This window comes from Variovorax sp. FG153 (genome assembly GCF_057809595.1).
The window spans coordinates 39,266-57,405 of record NZ_JBMDKG010000025.1 but is presented as its reverse complement, the minus strand read 5'-3'; the positions used below and the strand labels follow the sequence as shown (position 1 = coordinate 57,405).

19 protein-coding genes are annotated in these 18,140 nt (G+C 69.6%); 3 read left to right on the top strand and 16 right to left on the bottom strand.

What is annotated here, in order from left to right:
- Nucleotides 1-40: 40 nt before the first annotated feature.
- The 6 genes from rlmH to ACODT0_RS24580 are packed head-to-tail and all read right to left on the bottom strand — an operon-like array spanning nt 41 to nt 4,827.
- Complete coding sequence (rlmH, locus tag ACODT0_RS24605; RefSeq protein ID WP_057593347.1) at nt 41-508, bottom strand: 23S rRNA (pseudouridine(1915)-N(3))-methyltransferase RlmH; 468 nt, start codon at nt 506-508, stop codon at nt 41-43.
- Nucleotides 505-1,194, bottom strand: a complete 690-nt coding sequence (gene rsfS / locus ACODT0_RS24600) for a ribosome silencing factor (RefSeq protein ID WP_489042527.1) — start codon at nt 1,192-1,194, stop codon at nt 505-507. Before rsfS ends, rlmH begins: the two co-directional genes overlap by 4 nt.
- Nucleotides 1,194-1,820, bottom strand: a complete 627-nt coding sequence (gene nadD, locus ACODT0_RS24595) for a nicotinate (nicotinamide) nucleotide adenylyltransferase (RefSeq protein WP_261205897.1) — start codon at nt 1,818-1,820, stop codon at nt 1,194-1,196. The genes rsfS and nadD overlap by 1 nt, the downstream gene beginning before the upstream one ends.
- Nucleotides 1,817-2,743, bottom strand: coding sequence for an oxygen-dependent coproporphyrinogen oxidase (hemF, locus tag ACODT0_RS24590; protein WP_057593398.1), 927 nt, complete (start codon nt 2,741-2,743; stop codon nt 1,817-1,819). Before hemF ends, nadD begins: the two co-directional genes overlap by 4 nt.
- A complete protein-coding gene (purD, locus tag ACODT0_RS24585) occupies nt 2,743-4,044 on the bottom strand; it encodes a phosphoribosylamine--glycine ligase (protein ID WP_489042526.1) in 1,302 nt (433 codons plus the stop codon). Before purD ends, hemF begins: the two co-directional genes overlap by 1 nt.
- A gap of 57 nt (nt 4,045-4,101) precedes the next feature.
- Nucleotides 4,102-4,827, bottom strand: coding sequence for a YebC/PmpR family DNA-binding transcriptional regulator (locus ACODT0_RS24580; protein ID WP_057593353.1), 726 nt, complete (start codon nt 4,825-4,827; stop codon nt 4,102-4,104).
- A 244-nt stretch (nt 4,828-5,071) separates the two neighbouring features.
- Between ACODT0_RS24580 and ACODT0_RS24575 the strand changes: the two genes are divergently transcribed.
- The 3 genes from ACODT0_RS24575 to ACODT0_RS24565 are packed head-to-tail and all read left to right on the top strand — an operon-like array spanning nt 5,072 to nt 7,689.
- Nucleotides 5,072-6,112: a chorismate transformation FkbO/Hyg5 family protein gene (locus tag ACODT0_RS24575; RefSeq protein ID WP_489042525.1), complete on the top strand. Its 1,041-nt coding sequence runs from the start codon at nt 5,072-5,074 to the stop codon at nt 6,110-6,112.
- A gap of 30 nt (nt 6,113-6,142) precedes the next feature.
- On the top strand, nt 6,143-6,946 hold the full coding sequence (locus ACODT0_RS24570) for a lysophospholipid acyltransferase family protein (protein ID WP_261205903.1): 804 nt from the start codon (nt 6,143-6,145) through the stop codon (nt 6,944-6,946).
- Nucleotides 6,913-7,689, top strand: coding sequence for a glycosyltransferase family 2 protein (locus ACODT0_RS24565; protein WP_057593356.1), 777 nt, complete (start codon nt 6,913-6,915; stop codon nt 7,687-7,689). The genes ACODT0_RS24570 and ACODT0_RS24565 overlap by 34 nt, the downstream gene beginning before the upstream one ends.
- Nucleotides 7,690-7,693: 4 nt before the next feature.
- On the opposite strand, the gene ACODT0_RS24560 is transcribed toward ACODT0_RS24565, so the two are convergent.
- The 10 genes from ACODT0_RS24560 to ACODT0_RS24515 form a co-directional block, all read right to left on the bottom strand.
- Complete coding sequence (locus tag ACODT0_RS24560) at nt 7,694-9,115, bottom strand: efflux transporter outer membrane subunit (RefSeq protein ID WP_489042524.1); 1,422 nt, start codon at nt 9,113-9,115, stop codon at nt 7,694-7,696.
- Complete coding sequence (gene macB / locus ACODT0_RS24555; protein ID WP_489042523.1) at nt 9,072-11,057, bottom strand: macrolide ABC transporter ATP-binding protein/permease MacB; 1,986 nt, start codon at nt 11,055-11,057, stop codon at nt 9,072-9,074. Before macB ends, ACODT0_RS24560 begins: the two co-directional genes overlap by 44 nt.
- Complete coding sequence (macA, locus tag ACODT0_RS24550) at nt 11,054-12,220, bottom strand: macrolide transporter subunit MacA (protein ID WP_057593359.1); 1,167 nt, start codon at nt 12,218-12,220, stop codon at nt 11,054-11,056. Before macA ends, macB begins: the two co-directional genes overlap by 4 nt.
- A 233-nt stretch (nt 12,221-12,453) precedes the next feature.
- Nucleotides 12,454-12,957: a disulfide bond formation protein B gene (locus tag ACODT0_RS24545; protein WP_489042522.1), complete on the bottom strand. Its 504-nt coding sequence runs from the start codon at nt 12,955-12,957 to the stop codon at nt 12,454-12,456.
- A complete protein-coding gene (locus ACODT0_RS24540; RefSeq protein WP_057593361.1) occupies nt 12,954-14,054 on the bottom strand; it encodes a sulfate/molybdate ABC transporter ATP-binding protein in 1,101 nt (366 codons plus the stop codon). Before ACODT0_RS24540 ends, ACODT0_RS24545 begins: the two co-directional genes overlap by 4 nt.
- Before the next feature lie 14 nt (nt 14,055-14,068).
- Nucleotides 14,069-14,962, bottom strand: coding sequence for a sulfate ABC transporter permease subunit CysW (gene cysW / locus ACODT0_RS24535; protein ID WP_057593362.1), 894 nt, complete (start codon nt 14,960-14,962; stop codon nt 14,069-14,071).
- A 1-nt stretch (nt 14,963) separates the two neighbouring features.
- Nucleotides 14,964-15,851, bottom strand: a complete 888-nt coding sequence (gene cysT / locus ACODT0_RS24530; RefSeq protein ID WP_057593363.1) for a sulfate ABC transporter permease subunit CysT — start codon at nt 15,849-15,851, stop codon at nt 14,964-14,966.
- Nucleotides 15,852-16,868, bottom strand: coding sequence for a sulfate ABC transporter substrate-binding protein (locus ACODT0_RS24525; RefSeq protein WP_057593364.1), 1,017 nt, complete (start codon nt 16,866-16,868; stop codon nt 15,852-15,854).
- On the bottom strand, nt 16,865-17,440 hold the full coding sequence (locus ACODT0_RS24520) for an RBBP9/YdeN family alpha/beta hydrolase (protein WP_057593365.1): 576 nt from the start codon (nt 17,438-17,440) through the stop codon (nt 16,865-16,867). The genes ACODT0_RS24525 and ACODT0_RS24520 overlap by 4 nt, the downstream gene beginning before the upstream one ends.
- A gap of 34 nt (nt 17,441-17,474) precedes the next feature.
- A complete protein-coding gene (locus tag ACODT0_RS24515) occupies nt 17,475-18,116 on the bottom strand; it encodes a peroxiredoxin (protein ID WP_489042521.1) in 642 nt (213 codons plus the stop codon).
- Between the last annotated feature and the right edge of the window lie 24 nt (nt 18,117-18,140).

The following is an 18,140-nucleotide window of genomic DNA, read 5'->3' as shown; positions in this document are numbered from 1 at the left end:
GGAGTCGATGCGAGGCCGCGGCGAGGCCCTCGCGCGCCGCTCATTCGCGGTGGTAGGGATGGCCCGCGTTGACCGACCATGCGCGGTAGAGCTGCTCCACCAGCAGCACGCGCGCCATCGCATGCGGCAACGTGAGGTCGGACAGGCGGATGCGCTCGTGGGCCGCGGCCTTGAAGGCCGGGTCGAGCCCGTCGGGGCCGCCGATCACCAACGCGACGTCGTCGCCCTCGCCCTGCCAGCTCTGCAGCCGGGCGGCCAGGGCCTTGGTGGTCAGCGCGGTGCCGCGCTCGTCGAGCACCACGATGCGCATGCCGCGCGCGATGGCGGCCTCGATGCGTTCTCGTTCGGCGGCGTAGAGGGTCTCGAGCGACTTGGAACCGCGCGGCTCGGTCTTGACCGCGCGCAGTTCGAGCTTGAGTTCGGGCGGGAAACGCTTGGCGTAGTCGTCCCAGGCAGTCTGTGCCCAGTCGGGCATGCGCTGCCCGACTGCGACCACCAGCAGCTTCATGCGCTGCGCGAAGCGGCCTTGCGCGCGGGCGCCTTCTTCGCCGCGGGCTTGGCAACGGTCTTCTTGGCGGCGGCCTTCTTGGCCACCGGCTTGCCGACCACCACCACGGGCGCCTTCTTGGCCGGTGCCTTTTTCGCGGCGGTCTTGGCGGCGGTCTTGCCGGCCGCCTTCTTCGGCGCGGCCTTGGCTTCCTTGGCCTCGCGCTCGGCGGCACGGATCGCGGTCTTGGCGGCGCTCGCGCGGCGCAGCGAGGTCGGCGCCTTGGCGGCCGCGGGCTTGGTTTCCTTCTTGTCCTCGGAAGCGCGCGCGGGCTTGCTCGCGCCGAGCTTCAGGCGCACGGGCTTGTCGCCCCAGATTTCCTCGAGGTGGTAGTACTGGCGGATCGCCGGCTGCATGATGTGCGCGACGGCCTGGCCGCAGTCCACGATGATCCACTCGCCGTTTTCCTCGCCCTCCACGCGCGGCTTGCCGAAGCCGGCATCGCGCACCGCGTCGCGCACGCTCGCGGCCAGCGCCTTGGTCTGGCGGTTCGAGGTGCCCGAGGCCACGATCACGCGCTCGAACAGCGGCGAGAGATGCTCGGTGTCGAAAACCTGGATGTCCTGCGCCTTGACGTCTTCGAGCCCATCGATGATGGCTCGCTGGAGTTTCTGGGTGTCTTTCTTGGCGGCGGCTTCAGTGGTCATCAGGCAGGGCGATAGAGGAAGTGTTGGTCAATATAGCGTGCAACCGTGGGCGGAACCAGCGAGGAAATCTCCTCGCCCAGCGACGCACGCCGCCGGATGTCGGTGGCGCTGATGTCCATGGCAGGCAGTTCTAGCGCCTCGAAACGCGCGCCGGCGGGGAGGCCGGGCAGTGTATTCGGATCAAAACGGGCGGTGTCGGCCGTCGATAGTGCGCGATACGCTACAGAAATAGTAGCGACCGCGAGTATATCCTGCCAGCCGTGCCAGCTCGGCAGGGCCCGCGCCTGGTCGGCGCCCATGACCAGCACCAGCTCGGCATCGGGCCGCGCCTGCTGCAGTTCGCGCAGGGTGTCGATGGTGTAGGTGGGGCCGTCGCGCAGCATCTCGCGCGAATCGACGACCACGCCCGGGATGTCGCCGAACGCCAGCTGCGCCATCGCGAGGCGGTCTTTCGCCGGCGTGAGTTCGCGCACCTTGTGCCAGGCATGCCCGGTCGGGAACACGTAGAGCGCGGCGAGGCCCAGTTGCTCGAGCGCCGCCCGCGCGAGCGCCACGTGGGCGTTGTGCGGCGGATCGAAGGCGCCGCCGAACACGCCGATGCGCGGCGCGTTCCTCGAAGCGTTCACGGCAGCCACGCGCGACGCACGATGAAGTCGCTGTAGAGCGCCGCCTCGGGCGACCCCGGCTCGGGCTCGCGGCGATAGGCCCAGCTCGCCTGCGGCGGCATCGACAGCAGGATCGATTCGGTGCGGCCGCCCGACTGCAGCCCGAAGTGCGTGCCGCGGTCCCACACGAGGTTGAACTCGACGTAACGGCCGCGCCGGTAGAGCTGGAACGCGCGCTCGCGCTCGCCCCAGGCCATGCCGCGGCGGCGCTCCACCAGCGGCAGGTAGGCCGGCAGGAAGGCATCGCCCACCGAGCGGATCAGCGCGAAGCCGTTGTCGACCCCGCCCTCGGCGAAGTCGTCGAAGAAGATGCCGCCGATGCCGCGCTGCTCGTTGCGGTGCTTGAGGAAGAAATACTCGTCGCACCAGGTCTTGAAGCGCGGGTACTTGTCCTCGCCGAAGGGCGCGAGCGCATCGCGGCAGACGGTGTGGAAATGCACCGCGTCTTCCGCGAAGCCGTAGCAGGGCGTGAGGTCCATGCCGCCGCCGAACCAGCAGACCGGCTCGCCGCCGGCCGGCAGCGCGGCCAGCATGCGCACGTTCATGTGGACGATCGGCACGTAGGGGTTGCGCGGATGGAACACCAGCGACACGCCCATCGCCTCGAAGGGCGCGCCGGCCAGCTCGGGCCGGTTCTGCGTGGCCGAAGGCGGCAGCTTCGGGCCGCGCACCTGCGAGAAGCCGCAGCCCGCGCGCTCGAACAGCTCGCCGCCCTCGAGGATGCAGGTGAGCCCGCTGCCCTGCAGCGGCTCGTCGGGCGCCTTGTGCCAGGCATCGCGCACCGCGGTGCCGCCATCGGCCACCTCGATCGCGGCGACGATGGATTGCTGCAGCCCGCGCAGATAGTCGCCGACCGCCTGGGGATCGGAGGGTGGCCGCTGCATCAACCGTTGGTGCCGTGGCCGCGCGCCTGCACGGCGCGGAAACCGATGTCGCGGCGGTACTGGGCGCCGTCGAAGCGCACCCGCGCCGCCACCTCGTAGGCGCGCTGCTGCGCGAGCTTGACGCTGTCCGCCAGCACGGTCACGCAGAGCACGCGGCCGCCGCTGGTCTGGAGTTCGCCGTCCTTCACGGTGGTGCCGGCATGGAACACCACGGCATCGGGCGCCTCGGCGGGAATGCCGTCGATGCGGTCGCCCTTGCGCGGCGAGAGCGGGTAGCCATGCGCGGCCATCACCACGCCGAGCGCGACGCGGCGGTCCCACTGCAGCTCGACCTGGTCGAGCGTGCCGTCGGTGGCGTGCCAGAACACCTCGAACAGGTCGGACTTCAGCCGCATCATGATCGGCTGGGTCTCGGGGTCGCCCATGCGGCAGTTGAACTCGAGCGTCTTGGGATGGCCCTGCGCATCGATCATCAGGCCGGCGTAGAGGAAGCCGGTGTAGGGGATGCCGTCCTTCTCCATGCCGCGGATGGTCGGCAGGATGATCTCGCGCATCGCGCGCGCATGCACCTCGGCCGTGACCACGGGCGCGGGCGAGTAGGCGCCCATGCCGCCGGTGTTGGGGCCCTCGTCGTTGTCGAGCAGGCGCTTGTGGTCCTGGCTGGTGGCCAGCGCGGTCACGTTCTTGCCGTCGCACAGCACGATGAAGCTGGCTTCCTCGCCCTGCAGAAACTCCTCGATCACGACGCGGGCGCCGCCCTCGTTGTGCGACACGCCGAACTTGTTGTCGACCAGCATGAAGTCGACCGCGTCGTGCGCTTCCTGCGCGGTCATGGCCACGACCACGCCCTTGCCGGCGGCCAATCCGTCGGCCTTGACCACGATCGGCGCGCCCTTGGCGTCGATGTAGGCATGGGCCGCGGCGGCGTCGGTGAAGGCCTCGTACTCGGCCGTCGGGATCTTGTGGCGCTTCATGAAGGCCTTGGAGAAGGCCTTCGAGCTCTCGAGCTGGGCGGCGGCCTTGGTCGGGCCGAAGATGCGCAGGCCGTGCGCGCGGAACTCGTCGACCACGCCCGCGGCCAGCGGGGCCTCGGGGCCGACCACCGTCAGCGCGATCTTTTCCTTGATCGCCCACTCGCGCAGCGCGGCGGGCTCGGTGATGTCGATGCTGTCATAGCGCGGGTCGGTGACCGTTCCGCCATTGCCGGGCGCCACGTAGATGCGGCTGACCCGCACGGCCTGCGCCAGCCGCCATGCCAGGGCGTGCTCGCGGCCCCCTCCCCCAATCACCAGTACCTTCATTCTCGGGCCTTCATACGCTGTGTTCTTTCCATCATTGCCGTTGCCGGGTGCCGGCCCTCATTCGGACAGCGAGGCGTTGTGATAGACCTCCTGCACGTCGTCGAGGTCCTCGAGCACGTCGAGCAGCTTCTGCATCTTCGCGGCGTCCTCGCCGGTCACGTCGACGGTGTTCTCGGCCCGCATCGTGACCTCGGCCACCTCGGGCTTGAGGCCCGCCGCCTCGAGCGCGTTCTTCACCGCCTCGAAGTCGCCGGGCGCGGTGATCACCTCGATGGCGCCGTCGTCGTCGGTCACGACGTCTTCCGCGCCGGCCTCGAGCGCCACTTCCATCACCTTGTCTTCATCGGTGCCCGGGGCGAAGACGAACTGGCCGCAATGCTTGAACTGGAAGGCCACCGAGCCCTCGGTGCCCATGTTGCCGCCGTGCTTGGCGAAGGCGTGGCGCACTTCGGCCACGGTGCGCACGCGGTTGTCGGTCATGGTGTCGACGATGATCGCCGCGCCGCCGATGCCGTACCCTTCGTAACGAATCTCTTCGTAATTGACGCCTTCGAGATTGCCCGTGGCCTTGTCGATGTTGCGCTTGACGGTGTCGGCCGGCAGATTGACCGCCTTGGCCTTTTCGACCGCCAGCCGCAGGCGGGGGTTGGCGCTCAGGTCGCCGCCGCCGGCCCGAGCCGCCACCATGATTTCACGGATGGCGCGGGTCCAGAGCTTTCCTCTTTTTTCGTCCTGCCGGCCCTTCCGGTGCTGAATGTTTGCCCATTTGCTGTGTCCGGCCATGGCTTTTCTCTCGCTGTCCTGTGTTTTCGAAGCAGGTTGCGAGTTTACTGTCCGGCGCGCACAACGGACCGGCGCCGCGGCCGGGCGGACCGGTCAAACCTTTTGGAGATAATCCCTCGATGACGCCATTGCCTTTCGCCGGGTCGGGACATCCGACGCTGCCGCCCACCCGCCACGCGCCCCGCGCGACCGGGGCGGACCGCCCACAGGCAGGCCCCGATCCCCTCGCAAAGGCTTCCTGATCGTGCGCTTCCAGGGCGAAACACCCTCTTCTTCCTCCTTCCTGCGCGTGGAGCGCCTGTCCTTCAGGGACAGCCTCGCGCTGGCCGCCGACGGGCCGGCACCCTTCGCCGCCATCGGCTACGGCACGCCCGAGCGCATCGACTGGATGCCGCCGGTCGACGCCAGCGTGCTGTCGGCACGCGGCGCCGTCGCCGACGTCTGGCATGCCACAGGGCCGGCCGTGCAGACCGGTCGCACCGGCCTCGTACGCTGGCGCGCCGACGAGCACTGGCTGCTCGGCGCGATCGACCTCGACGAAAGCGTCGAGAAGCAGGGCCTGGCCGAACTGGCGCACCGGGCCTACCGCGACCTGTTCGCCACGCTCGACCAGAGCGGCATCGCCCATCCGCTGCGGATCTGGAACTACCTGCCGCAGATCAACGGCGACGGCGGCGGGCTCGAGCGCTACCGCCAGTTCAACCTGGGCCGGCAGGACGCCTTCCTCGAGGCCGGCCGCGCCGCCTTCGAGGGCGCGCCGGCCGCCTGCGCGCTGGGCATCCACCGCGGCGCACTGTCGGTCCGCTTCCTCGCCGGGCGCCGCGCACCGCTGCCGATCGAGAACCCGCGCCAGGTCTCGGCCTACCGCTATCCCTCGACCTACGGGCCGCGCGCGCCCACCTTCTCGCGCGCGGCGCTGGCCGACATCGGCGACGACCGCTGCGCGCTGTTCATCTCGGGCACCGCGAGCATCGTCGGCCACGAGACCGTGCACCGCGGCGACGTGCGCGAGCAGACCCGCGAGACGCTGCGCAACCTCGAGGCCGTGGTGAATGCCGCCAACGCGCAGGGATCGGCGCGCTTCTCGCTGGCCGCGCTCGACAGCGTGGTCTACGTGCGCCACCCGGCCGATCTGGAAGCCGTGCGCGGCGTGCTCGAAGACGCGCTCGGGTCCGACGCGCCGATGGTGCGCGACGCGGTATACCTCGAGGCCGACATCTGCCGCGGCGACCTGCTGGTCGAGATCGAAGCCCATGCCACCGCCCCCGGGCGGCGGCGGGACTGACGCTCGAACGGCAGCCCCCACCCTTTCCCGATGATCCTCCGCGTGCTGCGCATTCTCACGGCCGTCCCGCTTGCGCTGATGCTCTATGCGCTGCTGCTGTTCCTCGGCCTGATCTCGCTGGTCTGGAACGCCTTCGCGATGCTGATCTACCCGGTGATGCCGGTGAAGCCGGCGCGCGCGCTGGGCCGCGCCACCATCGCATTCGCCTACCGCGCCTTCTGGGGCCTGGCCTCGGTCACCGGCATGATGCGCATCGACGCGAGCTGCCTCGACGCGCTGCGCGACGAGCCCGGCGTGATCTTCGTGGCCAACCACCCGACCATGCTCGACGCGCTGCTGCTGGTGGCGCGGCTGCCGCGCAGCGCCTGCATCATGAAGGCCGAGCTGCTGCACAACATCTTCCTGGGCGCGGGCGCGCGGCTGGCACGCTACATCAGCAACGAATCGGCACGCACCATGGTGCGGCTGGCGGTGGCCGACCTGCGCGAAGGCGGCCAGTTGGTGATCTTTCCCGAGGGCACGCGCACCGTCACGCCGCCGCTCAATCCGTTCCGCCCCGGCGTCACGCTGATCGCCAAGCTCGCGCAGGCACCGATCCAGACCGTGTTCATCGACACCGACTCGCCCTACCTCGGCAAGGGCTGGCCGATCTGGCGCGTGCCGCCGCTGCCGATCGTGTTCAAGCTGCGCCTGGGCCAGCGCTTCGCGCCGACGCAGGACAGCGACGTGTTGCAATCGGACCTCGAACAATATTTCCGCCACCAGCTCGAACGGCGCGCCGCCGACGCCGACTCTCCCGAATGCCAGACGCCTCGCGCACCCACCTTGTCCTGATCCCGAGCTACAACACGGGCGAGCGCCTGTTCTCCACCGTCGAGGCGGCGCTCGCGCAATGGAGCCCGGTATGGGTGGTGGTCGACGGCAGCGACGACGGCACCGGCGAGCGGCTGCAGCGGATGGCGGCCGACCGCCCCGGCCTGCGCGTGTGGCTGCTGCCCGAGAACCAGGGCAAGGGCGCGGCGGTGCTGCACGGGCTGCGCGCGGCGCGCGACGCGGGCTTCACGCACGCGCTCACCATGGATTCCGACGGCCAGCACCCGGCCCCGCTGATCCCGGCCTTCATGCAGGCCTCGCTGGCCCGGCCCGAGACCATGGTGCTGGGCCGCCCGGTGTTCGATGCCAGCGCGCCGCTGCTGCGCGTGCGCGGGCGCCGCGTCTCCAACGGCTGGACCCAGCTCGAGACGCTGTTCGCCGGCGTCGGCGATTCGCTCTACGGCTTTCGCGTCTACCCGGTGCAGGACCTGATCGCGGTGATGCAGCGCCAGCCCTGGATGCGCCGCTTCGACTTCGACACCGAGGCCGTGGTGCGGCTGGCCTGGCGCGGCGTGAAGCCGGTGAACATCGACGCGCCGGTCAAGTACCTGACGGCCGAGGAAGGCGGGGTCTCGCACTTCCGCTACGGGCGCGACAACGTGCTGCTGACCTGGATGCACACGCGGCTGATGGTCGAGTTCGTGCTGCGGCTGCCGGGCCTGCTGTGGCGCAAGCTGCGCGGCGCGCCGCCGTTCCAGCCCTGACGAATCACTCCAGCGGCCCGCCACCGAGCGCCTTGTAGAGCGTCATGGTCGCGTTGAGCTGGTTGACCCGGTTCTGCGCCAGCGACACCTCGGCCGCGCGCCGCCGGTCCTTCGCATCGAGCACCGGCTGCAGCGCGGTCGCGCCCGCGCGGTAGCGCACCTCCGACAGCCGCTCGGCGCGCCGCGCCAGCTCCAGCGCCACCGCCAGCTTCGCGCTCTCGTCGCGCAGTTGCGTGCGCGACGACAACGCGTTCTCCACTTCCGACAGCGACGTGTACAGCGCCTGGCGGAAGCCCACCACCGCTTCCTCGTACTGGCTCTGCGACACCGCCACCGTCAGCCGCGCCGTGTTCCATTGCAGGAACGGCAGCGCCAGCCCCGCGCCCAGCGTCGCGACCGGATTGCGCAGCAGCTCGCCCAGTGCCGTGCTCGAAGTGCCGAGCGAGCCCGTGAGGCTCAGCGCCGGATAGAAGCCGGTGCGCGTCGCGTCGACATTGGCGAGCGCGCCGCGCAGCCGCTGCTCGGCCGCGCGCAGGTCGGGACGCCGGCCCAGCAGGCTGGCGGGCAGGCCCGCTTCGATGGCGGGCAGCGCCACGTCGGGCAGGCTCGCGGGCTCCTCGGCCGCCACCTCGGGCGGACGATCGAACAGGATCGCGAGCGCGTTGCGCGTTTCCACGCGCTGCTGCAGCAGCTGCGTGTGCGCCGCCTCCTGGCTCGCGAGGTTCTGGCCGGCCTGCGCCACATCGAGGCCAGACACAGCGCCGGCCTCGTAGCGCGCGCGCACCAGCGCCACGATGCGCCGCGCGTCCTCCATGCCGGCCTCGCTCAGCGCGATGCGCTGGTTCAGGTAGCCGGTCTGCCAGTAGAGATTGGCGGTGGTGGCGACCAGCGCCAGCGCCGCGGCCTGCCGGTCGGACTGGGTCGCCTTCAGTTCCCAGTCGGCCGCGCTGCGCACCGCCGCGAGCCGGCCCCAGAGGTCGAGCTCGTAGCTCAGCGTCACGAGCGAACTCGAGCTCGAGCCCGCGACGCCGCCGCGCTTGAGGTCGTAGCCGCGGCTGGTGGCAGCCTGCCCGACCACGCCGGGCGTGAGGTTGGTGTCGGCCAGGCCGGCCTGCAGCTGCGCGCGCTGCACCCGGATGCCGGCGGCCGCGAGGTCGTTGTTGACCCGCAGCGCCTGGTCGACCAGCGCGTCGAGCCGCGGATCGCCGAAGGCCGACCACCACTTCGCGGGGAACACCGCCGCCGTGCTGGCCGTACCCGGCTGCGGCTGCTGCCAGGCCGCGGGCAGCGCGAGCGGTTTCTCGGGCCGGCGCTCGGGCTGGAACGCGGTGCAGCCGGCCGCGAGCAGCGCGGCCGCCAGGGCCAGGGGGAGCAGGCGCGCCTTACTCACGGGCCAGTGCCTCGATGGGATCGAGCCGCGCCGCATTGCGCGCCGGCAGGTAGCCGAACAGCACGCCGATCAGCGAGGCGCAGAAGAAGGCCGACAGCACGGCACCGAGCGAGAAGATCATCTGCCATTGCTTCACGAACAGGGAGAACAGGAAGCTGATGCCATAGGACAGCAGCACGCCGATCAGCCCGCCGACCAGGCACACCAGCACGGCCTCGGTCAGGAACTGCTGCAGCACGTCGCTCTGGCGCGCGCCCACCGCCATGCGGATGCCGATCTCGCGCGTGCGCTCGGTCACCGACACCAGCATGATGTTCATCACGCCGATGCCGCCCACCACCAGCGAGATCACCGCGATCAGCGACAGCAGCAGGGTCAGCGACTGGCTGGTGCGCTCGGCCGTCTTCACGATGCTGTCCATGTTGAAGGTGAAGAAGTCCTTGCCGCCGTGGCGCAGGGTCAGCAGCTTCACGATGCCGTCCTCGGCCGCCTTGGTCGGCTGCTCGTCGCGGATGCGCACCGTGATGCCGTCGAAGTGCTGCTGGCCGAACAGCCGGCTCGCCGCCGTGCTGTAGGGCAGCCAGATGTTGAGCTGCTTGTTCTCGCCGAACATGCTCTTCTTCTCCTGCGCCACGCCGATCACGGTGCACGGCAGGCTGCCGACCAGGATGATCTTGCCGAGCGGATCCACGCCCTCGGGGAACAGCTTGCGGCGCGTGTTCTGGTCGATCACCACCACCTGCGACTGGTGCCGCACGTCGTTGGCGTTGAAGGCGATGCCGCTGGCCATCTGCACGTCGCGCACCGCGAAGTAGTTGTCGCTCACGCCGTTGACGTTGCCGTTGATGTCGATGCTGCGGTAGCGCAGCCGCAGGCTGCGCATGGTGGCCGGCGTCACGCTGTGGACGAAGGGCTGCGCCGCGATCGCCTGCAGGTCGGCCGGCACCAGGGTGCGGATGCTCTGCGCCTTGTCGTCGCCGAAGTCGCGGCCCGGGTAGATGTCGAGCGTGTTGGTGCCGATGGCGCGGATGTCGGACAGCACGAAGCGCTTGGCGCCCTCCCCGATCGCCACGATCGAGACCACCGAGGTGATGCCGATCACGATGCCCAGCATGGTGAGCGCGGTGCGCATGCGGTGCGACATCATCGAGCGCCAGGCCATGCGGAAGGCCTCGGCGAAGCGCGACCAGCCGGTGCTCAGCCGGCCGCCCGTGGCGGGCCGGGTCACGGGCCGCGGTGCCTCGGCGGCGCCGGTGGCTTCGGGCGCGGCCACGGTCGGCACGTTGGGCCGGTCGCCCACGATGCGGCCGTCGGCGATCTCGATGATGCGCTCGGTGCAGCTCGCCACCTGCATGTCGTGGGTCACGATGATGATGGTGTGGCCCTGCGCATGCAGCTCGCGCAGGATCGCGATCACCTCCTGGCCGCTGCGGCTGTCGAGCGCGCCCGTGGGTTCGTCGGCCAGGATCACCTCGCCGCCGTTCATCAGCGCGCGCGCGATGCTCACGCGCTGCTGCTGGCCGCCCGAGAGCTGGCTCGGCCGGTGGTCGCCGCGGTCGTCCAGGCCCAGGCGCGCGAGCAGCTGCCGCGCCCTCGCCTCGCGCGCCGCGCCGTCGGTGCCCGCGTACACCGCCGGCACCTCGACGTTGCCGGTGGCCGTCAGGTGCTGCATCAGGTGGTAGCGCTGGAAGATGAAGCCGAAGTGCTCGCGCCGCAGCTCGGCCAGCGCGTCGCTGTCGAGCGTGCCCACGTCGTGGCCCGAGACCGTGTAGCTGCCGCTGCTGGGCCGGTCGAGGCAGCCCAGGATGTTCATCAGCGTCGACTTGCCCGAGCCCGAGGCGCCGACGATCGCGAGCATCTCGCCGTGGCCGATGTCGAGGTTCACGTCCTCGAGCACCTGCACCCGCGTCTCGCCCGAGGGGAAGCTGCGCCCGATGCCGCGCAGCGACAGCAGGGCCTGCCGTGGCGGCTGCGTCATGGGCCCTTGCCGCGGCGTTCGCCGCCGTTGGCCTCGCCCTCGCGCGGCTCCACGGCCGAGGCGTCGCCGGTGATGACCTGGTCGCCCTCCTTCAGCCCCTCGAGCACCTGGGCCTGGAAGTTGTTGGTGATGCCGGTGCGCACCTTGCGCGTCTCGGGCGTGTGGTCGGCCTTGAGCACGCGCACCTCGTAGCGGCCCTCCTTGTCGCGGTTGCCGAGCGCGGTCAACGGCACGGTCAGCGCCTGCTTGGCCTCGCCGAGCATGATCGCGACCTGGGCCGTCATGTCCACGCGCAGGGTGCGGTCGGGGTTCGGCACGTCGAACAGCGCATTGAAGAACACCGCGTTGTTGATCTTCTCGGGCGAGGGCTGCACCGCGCGCAGGGTGCCGTGGTAGCGCTTGTCGGGGTCGCCGAGGATGGTGAAGTAGACCGGCAGCCCGGCGCGCACGCGCACCACGTCGGCTTCGGACACCTGGGCCTTGATCGTCATCGTCGACAGGTCGGCCAGGGTCATCAGCGTGGGCACCTGGAACGAAGCGACCACGGTCTGGCCCTCGAGCGTCTTGATCGAGATCACGTCGCCGTCGATGGGCGCGATGATGCGGGTGTACGAGAGGTTGGTCTGGGCCGAGGACACGGCCAGGCGCTGCTGGCGGATCTGCGCGTCGAGCGACACCGCGTCGGCGCGCAGCGCGCGCAGTTCGGCGTCGGCGCTCTCCATGTCCTGCCGCGCCGAGGCGTCCTGCGCCAGCATCTCGCGCTGGCGCGCCCAGGCCAGCTCCGCCTGCCTGACGCGCACTTCCTTCGCCACCTTCTGGGCCTGCAGGTTGTCGAGCCGGGCCTGTTCCTGCGCCAGCGTGTTCTGCGAGATCGCGGGATCGATCTCGGCCAGCCAGTCGCCCTTCTTCACGGTCTGGCCCAGCGACACCTTGAGCGACTTGAGCTGGCCCGTGACCTGCGCGCCCACCTCCACCTGCTTGAGCGCCTGCAGCACGCCGGTGGCCAGCACCGCGTTCTCGAGGTCGGCGCGCTGCACCGTCGCCGTCAGGTATTCGGGTTTCTTGGCCGGCGTGAGCACGATCGCGGCCGCGATGCCGAGCACGACGAGGGCCAGGATGCCGTAGAGGAGCTTGCGCGAACGCCGGGGCGGAGTCTGGGGCATGCAGCGGGAAGGGAGTGGAACGGGCGGGGGATGCATTCGCCGGGCTCTGCGGCCGGGTCGCGATGCATGGGGGATGGGGTCATCCTAGTCCCGCTGTCTGAAGCGTTCCTAAAGGCGGAGTTCCGCCGCGGGGTTACTCCGCCCTCACCGCCCACATCACCGTGACGGGCGCCACAAAGACGAAAGGCGGACCCGCGGTCCGCCTTGGGAGGCCGATGCGGCGAATGCCGCGCTCAGCGCGCCGGACGCCGGCGCAACAGCAGCACCAGCAGCAGGACCGTCAGCACCGTGAAGGCGATGAAGGACCAGTTCGCCAGTGTGAGGCCGAACAGCGACCAGTCGATCTTCGAGCAGTCGCCGCCGCCGCGGAAGATCATCGGCAGCGCCCGCTTGAGCGGGAAGGTCTCGATCATGCCGTAGAGGTCACGCCCGCACGACACCACCTCGGGCGGATACCACTGCAGCCAGCTCTGCGAGGCGGCCGTGTAGGCACCGCCGATGGCGGCCAGCAGCGCCAGGAAGCCGCCGCCGAGCTGCAGCGCGCGGCCGCGGAAGGCCCCGGCCAGTCCGGTGAACAGCGCCACCAGCACCAGCGCATAACGCTGGACGATGCACATGGGACAGGGCTCGAGCCCCACCACGTGCTGCAGGTAGAGCCCGAAGGCCAGCATGAGCACACAGGCCAGGCAGATCAGGCCGTAAGCGCGGCGCGGCGCGCCGAAGTACCAATCGATCAAGGAGACACCCAATCCTCTTCTACGAACACCCTGGCCTTGCGCGGCGTGGCGACCACGGTGTCGCCTTCCTTCAAGCCCAGGTCACGGAACTGTTGCGCAGGGAGTTGCGCCTCGATGATGGTTCCGGAGCCCGGATTGTCTGGATTCGTGTCGACGGGTTCAAGTTCCAGCCGCGCGATCGGACCGACGACGATCGCGCGCGCCAGCGTGGCGACGATGCCGCTCGTCGCGCCCGGCACGTGGCGTGTCACATCCAGGTCATGCGGACGAACGTACGCCAGCGCCTTGGCGTCGCGCGCGCCGCTGTGCTCGGGCGAATCGAGGCGCAGGTCGCCCAGCTGCACCGAGCCGTTGTCGGCGCGGCCGTGGAACAGGTTCACGTCGCCGAGGAAACCATAGACGAACGGGCTCGCGGGCTGGTCCCAGACCTCCTGCGGCGAGCCGACCTGCTCGATGTGGCCCTTGTTGATGACCACCACGCGGTCGGCCACCTCGAGCGCCTCCTCCTGGTCGTGGGTGACGAAGATCGAGGTGACATGCAGCTCGTCGTGCAGCCGGCGCAGCCAGCGGCGCAGTTCCTTGCGTACCTTGGCGTCGAGCGCGCCGAAGGGCTCGTCGAGCAGCAGCACCTTGGGCTCGACCGCGAGCGCGCGGGCCAGCGCGATGCGCTGGCGCTGGCCGCCCGAGAGCTGCGGCGGATAGCGGTCGGCCAGCCAGTCGAGCTGCACGAGCTTGAGCAGCTCGGTCACCTTGGACTTGATCTGGGCCTCGCTCGGGCGCTCCTTGCGCGGCTTCACGCGCAGGCCGAAGGCCACGTTCTCGAACACGGTCATGTGGCGGAACAGCGCGTAGTGCTGGAACACGAAGCCGACCTGGCGCTCGCGCACGTGCACGTCGGTGGTGTCCTCGCCCGAGAACAGGATGCTGCCGGCATCGGCCGTTTCCAGCCCGGCGATGATGCGCAGCAGCGTGGTCTTGCCGCAGCCCGAGGGGCCGAGCAGCGCGACGAGCTCGCCCGACTCGACGTTCAGGTTGACGTCGTTCAAGGCCCGGAAGGTGCCGAACTGCTTGCTGATGTTGCGGATTTCGATGCTCATGAAATTCTTTCTTCCTAGGCCGCCGTCGGCCGTTCCGGCGGCAGCTCGGCGATCGCCTTCATCTCGCGCTCGTGGCGCCACTCGATCACCGACTTGATCACCAGCGTCACCAGCGCCAGGATCGCCAGCAGCGAGGCCACCGCGAAGGCGGCCACCGACTGGTATTCGTTGTAGAGCACTTCCACGTGCAGCGGCATGGTGTTGGTCTGGCCGCGGATGTGGCCCGAGACCACCGACACCGCGCCGAACTCGCCCATGGCGCGCGCATTGCACAGGATCACCCCGTACAGCAGGCCCCACTTGATGTTGGGCAAGGTCACGCGCCAGAAGGTCTGCCAGCCGTTCGCGCCGAGCACGATCGCGGCCTGTTCCTCGTCGGTGCCCTGCGCCTGCATCAGCGGGATCAGCTCGCGCGCGATGAACGGGAAGGTCACGAACACGGTGGCCAGCACGATGCCGGGCACGGCGAAGATGATCTTGATGTCGTGCGCGGCCAGCCACGGGCCGAACCAGCCCTGGGCGCCGAACACCAGCACGTAGATCAGGCCCGCCACCACCGGCGACACCGCGAACGGCAGGTCGATCAGCGTGGTGAGGAAGGCCTTGCCGCGGAACTCGAACTTGGCGATGGCCCAGGCCGCGGCCACGCCGAACACCAGGTTCAGCGGCACCGCGATGGCGGCCGTGATCAAGGTCAGGCGGATCGCGCTCCAGGCATCGGGTTCCTTCAGCGCCTCGAGATAGGCGTCGAGGCCCTTGCGCAGCGCCTCGGTCGCCACGGCCGCCAGGGGCAGCACGAGGAACAGGAACATGAAGACCAGCGCGAGGCCGATCAGCAGCCAGCGGACCCAGGCGGCTTCGGTGGTGCCGGCCTGGGTACGGCGGATGACTTTGGAAGGTGCGCTCATCTCAAGCTCCCGCGCGGCGACGCTGCCATGCCTGCAGGCCGTTGATGACCAAGAGCAGCAGGAACGAGATCACCAGCATCACCAGCGCGACCGCCGTGGCGCCCGCGTAGTCGTACTGCTCGAGCTTGCCGATGATGATCAGCGGCGTGATCTCCGAGATCATCGGCATGTTGCCGGCGATGAAGATCACCGAGCCGTACTCGCCGATCGCGCGCGCGAAGGCCATGGCGAAGCCCGTGAGCAGCGCCGGCGCGATCGAGGGGAAGATCACCTTGGTGAAGGTCTGCAGCCGCGTCGCGCCCAGCGAGGTGGCGGCCTCCTCGAGTTCCTTCTCGGCGTCCTCGAGCACCGGCTGCACCGTGCGCACCACGAAGGGCAGCCCGATGAAGATCAGCGCGATCACCACGCCCGCGGGCGTGAACGCGAGCTTGATGCCGTGCGGCTCGAGGTACTGCCCGACCCAGCCGTTGCCGGCCAGCAGCGCGGTCAGCGAGATGCCGGCCACGGCCGTGGGCAGCGCGAACGGCAGGTCGACCAGCGCATCGACGATGCGCTTGCCCGGGAACTTGTAGCGCACCAGCACCCAGGCCACGAGCAGCCCGAACACCAGGTTCACCAGCGCCGCGAGCAGCGAGGCGCCGAAGGTCAGCCGGTACGAGGCCAGCACGCGCGGCGCGGTCACGGCGACCCAGAACTGGTCCCAGTTCAGCGTGAAGGTCTTGAAGACCAGCGCCGACAGCGGGATCAGCACGATCAGGCAGAGGTAGAAGACCGCGAAACCCAGCGTCATCGAGAAGCCGGGCAGCACGCGCTTGGCGCCACCGCCGCCGACCGCACGCGAAAACGGCGCTGCCGGTGAGGACAGCGCCGAGGAGCTTGCCCCGCTCATTTACCGGGCGCCGGGCGTGTAGAGCTTGTCGAACTGGCCGCCGTCGTTGAAGTGCACCTTCTGCGCTTCGCCGAGGCTGCCGAACAGCTCCTGCACCGTGAACAGCTGCAGCGGCTTGAAGGTCGCGGCGTACTTCTTGAGCACGGTCTGCGAACGCGGGCGCAGCGCGTGCTTGGCGGCGATTTCCTGCGCTTCTTCGGAGTACAGCCAGTCGAGGTAGGCCTTGGCGAGTTCGCCGGTGCCCTTCTTGGCGACGGTGCGCTCGACCACGGCCACCGGGTTCTCGGCCACGATGCTGATCGACGGGTAGACCGAGTCGACCTTGCCGGTGCCGAATTCGCGGTCGATCGAGACCACTTCGGATTCGAAGGTGATCAGCGCGTCGCCGATGTTGCGCTGCAGGAAGGCGGTGGTGGCATCGCGGCCGCCGCGCGCCAGCACCGGCGTGTTCTTGAACAGCTTGCCGACGAACTCGGCCGCCTGGGCGTCGGTGCCGCCCTTCTTCTTGACGTAGCCCCAGGCCGCCAGGTAGGCGTAGCGGCCGTTGCCGCCGGTCTTGGGGTTGACGATCACGACCTGGATGCCGGGCTTGACGAGGTCGTCCCAGTCCTTGATGCCCTTGGGATTGCCGTTGCGCACCAGGAACAGCATGGTCGAGGTGGTCGGCGATGCGTTCTCGGGGAATTTCTTGGTCCAGTCCTTGGCGACCACGCCGGCGTTGGCCAGGAAGTCGATGTCGGTCGAGGTGTTCATGGTCACCACGTCGGCATCGAGGCCGTCGGCCACCGCGCGCGCCTGGGCGCTGGAGCCGCCGTGCGACTGGTCGATCTTGACGTCCTTGCCGGTGGCCTTCTTGTAGTGCGCCGTGAAGGCCGCGTTGTAGTCCTTGTAGAACTCGCGCGCCACGTCGTACGAGGCGTTCAGCAGGCCGGTGCCCTGGGCCAGGGCGCTGCTGCCGGCGAGTGCGGAGGACGCCAGCGCGAGCACGGCGGCGAAGGTCTTGATTCTGGAAGTCATGTGGTTGCCAAGGTTTCTGAAAAATCACGGCCCGCCGGCCAGGCGGCGGGCTCGTCGGTCAGCGACTGGAGCAGGGCCAGGCCGAGCGGCCATTCCCCGTGCCCCGAGTCGACGTTGATGTGGCCCGCATTCTGCATGCGAACGAACTCGCTGCCCCAGGCGCGCGAATATGCGCCCGCAAGGCGGATCGGGCAGAAGGGGTCGTTGCTGCTGGCCACAACGATGCTGCGGTACGGCAGCGCCGCATAGGGCACGGGCGCGAAGTCCGACAGCACGGCGCGCCGCTCCGGGTCGGCCGGGGCCACCAGCAGCGCGCCCTGGATCCGGGCCGCGGCCTCCGCCGGCAGGTGCGCCGTGGCGATGCAGCCCAGGCTGTGCGCCGCGATCACCACCGGCTGCGGCGATGCGAGCACCAGCCGCGCCAGCGTCGACACCCAGGCCTCGCGCCGCGGCGAGGCCCAGTCGTCCTGCTGCACGCGCGCGGCGCCCGGAATGCGCTCCTGCCACAGGCTCTGCCAGTGGCCGGGGCCGGAGTCGCGCCAGCCGGGAACGATGACGATGCGGGTCTGCATGCGAAGGTGACGGGCCTGGGCCGATTCCGCTGGCTTACTTGTTCGGCTGCGGCGTCAGGCGCAGGTAGGGGCGCACCGCCTTGTAGCCCTTGGGGAAGCGCTGGGCGATCTCGGCCGGGTCCTGCAGGCTCGGGATGATGACCACGTCGTCGCCGTCCTTCCAGTTCACGGGCGTCGCCACCTTGTGGCTGTCGGTGAGCTGCAGCGAGTCGATGACGCGCAGGATCTCGTCGAAGTTGCGGCCGGTCGAGGCCGGGTAGGTGATGATGGTGCGGATCGCCTTCTTCGGATCGATGATGAACACGCTGCGCACCGTGGCCGTGGCCGAGGCGTTCGGGTGGATCAGGTCGTAGAGGTCCGACACCTTGCGGTCGGCGTCGGCCACGATCGGGAAGTTGACCGTGGTGTTCTGCGTGTCGTTGATGTCGCCGATCCATTCCTTGTGCTTGTCGGCCGGGTCCACGCTCAGCGCGATCGGCTTCACGCTGCGCTTCTGGAATTCGCCCGACAGGGCCGCCGTCTTGCCGAGTTCGGTGGTGCACACGGGCGTGAAGTCGGCCGGGTGCGAGAAGAACACGACCCACGAATCGCCGGCCCATTCATGGAATTTGATCGGGCCTTCGCTGGAATCCTGGGTGAAATCGGGGGCGGTGTCGCCGAGACGGAGGGTTGCCATGGTCGTTCCTCGGATGGAATGGAA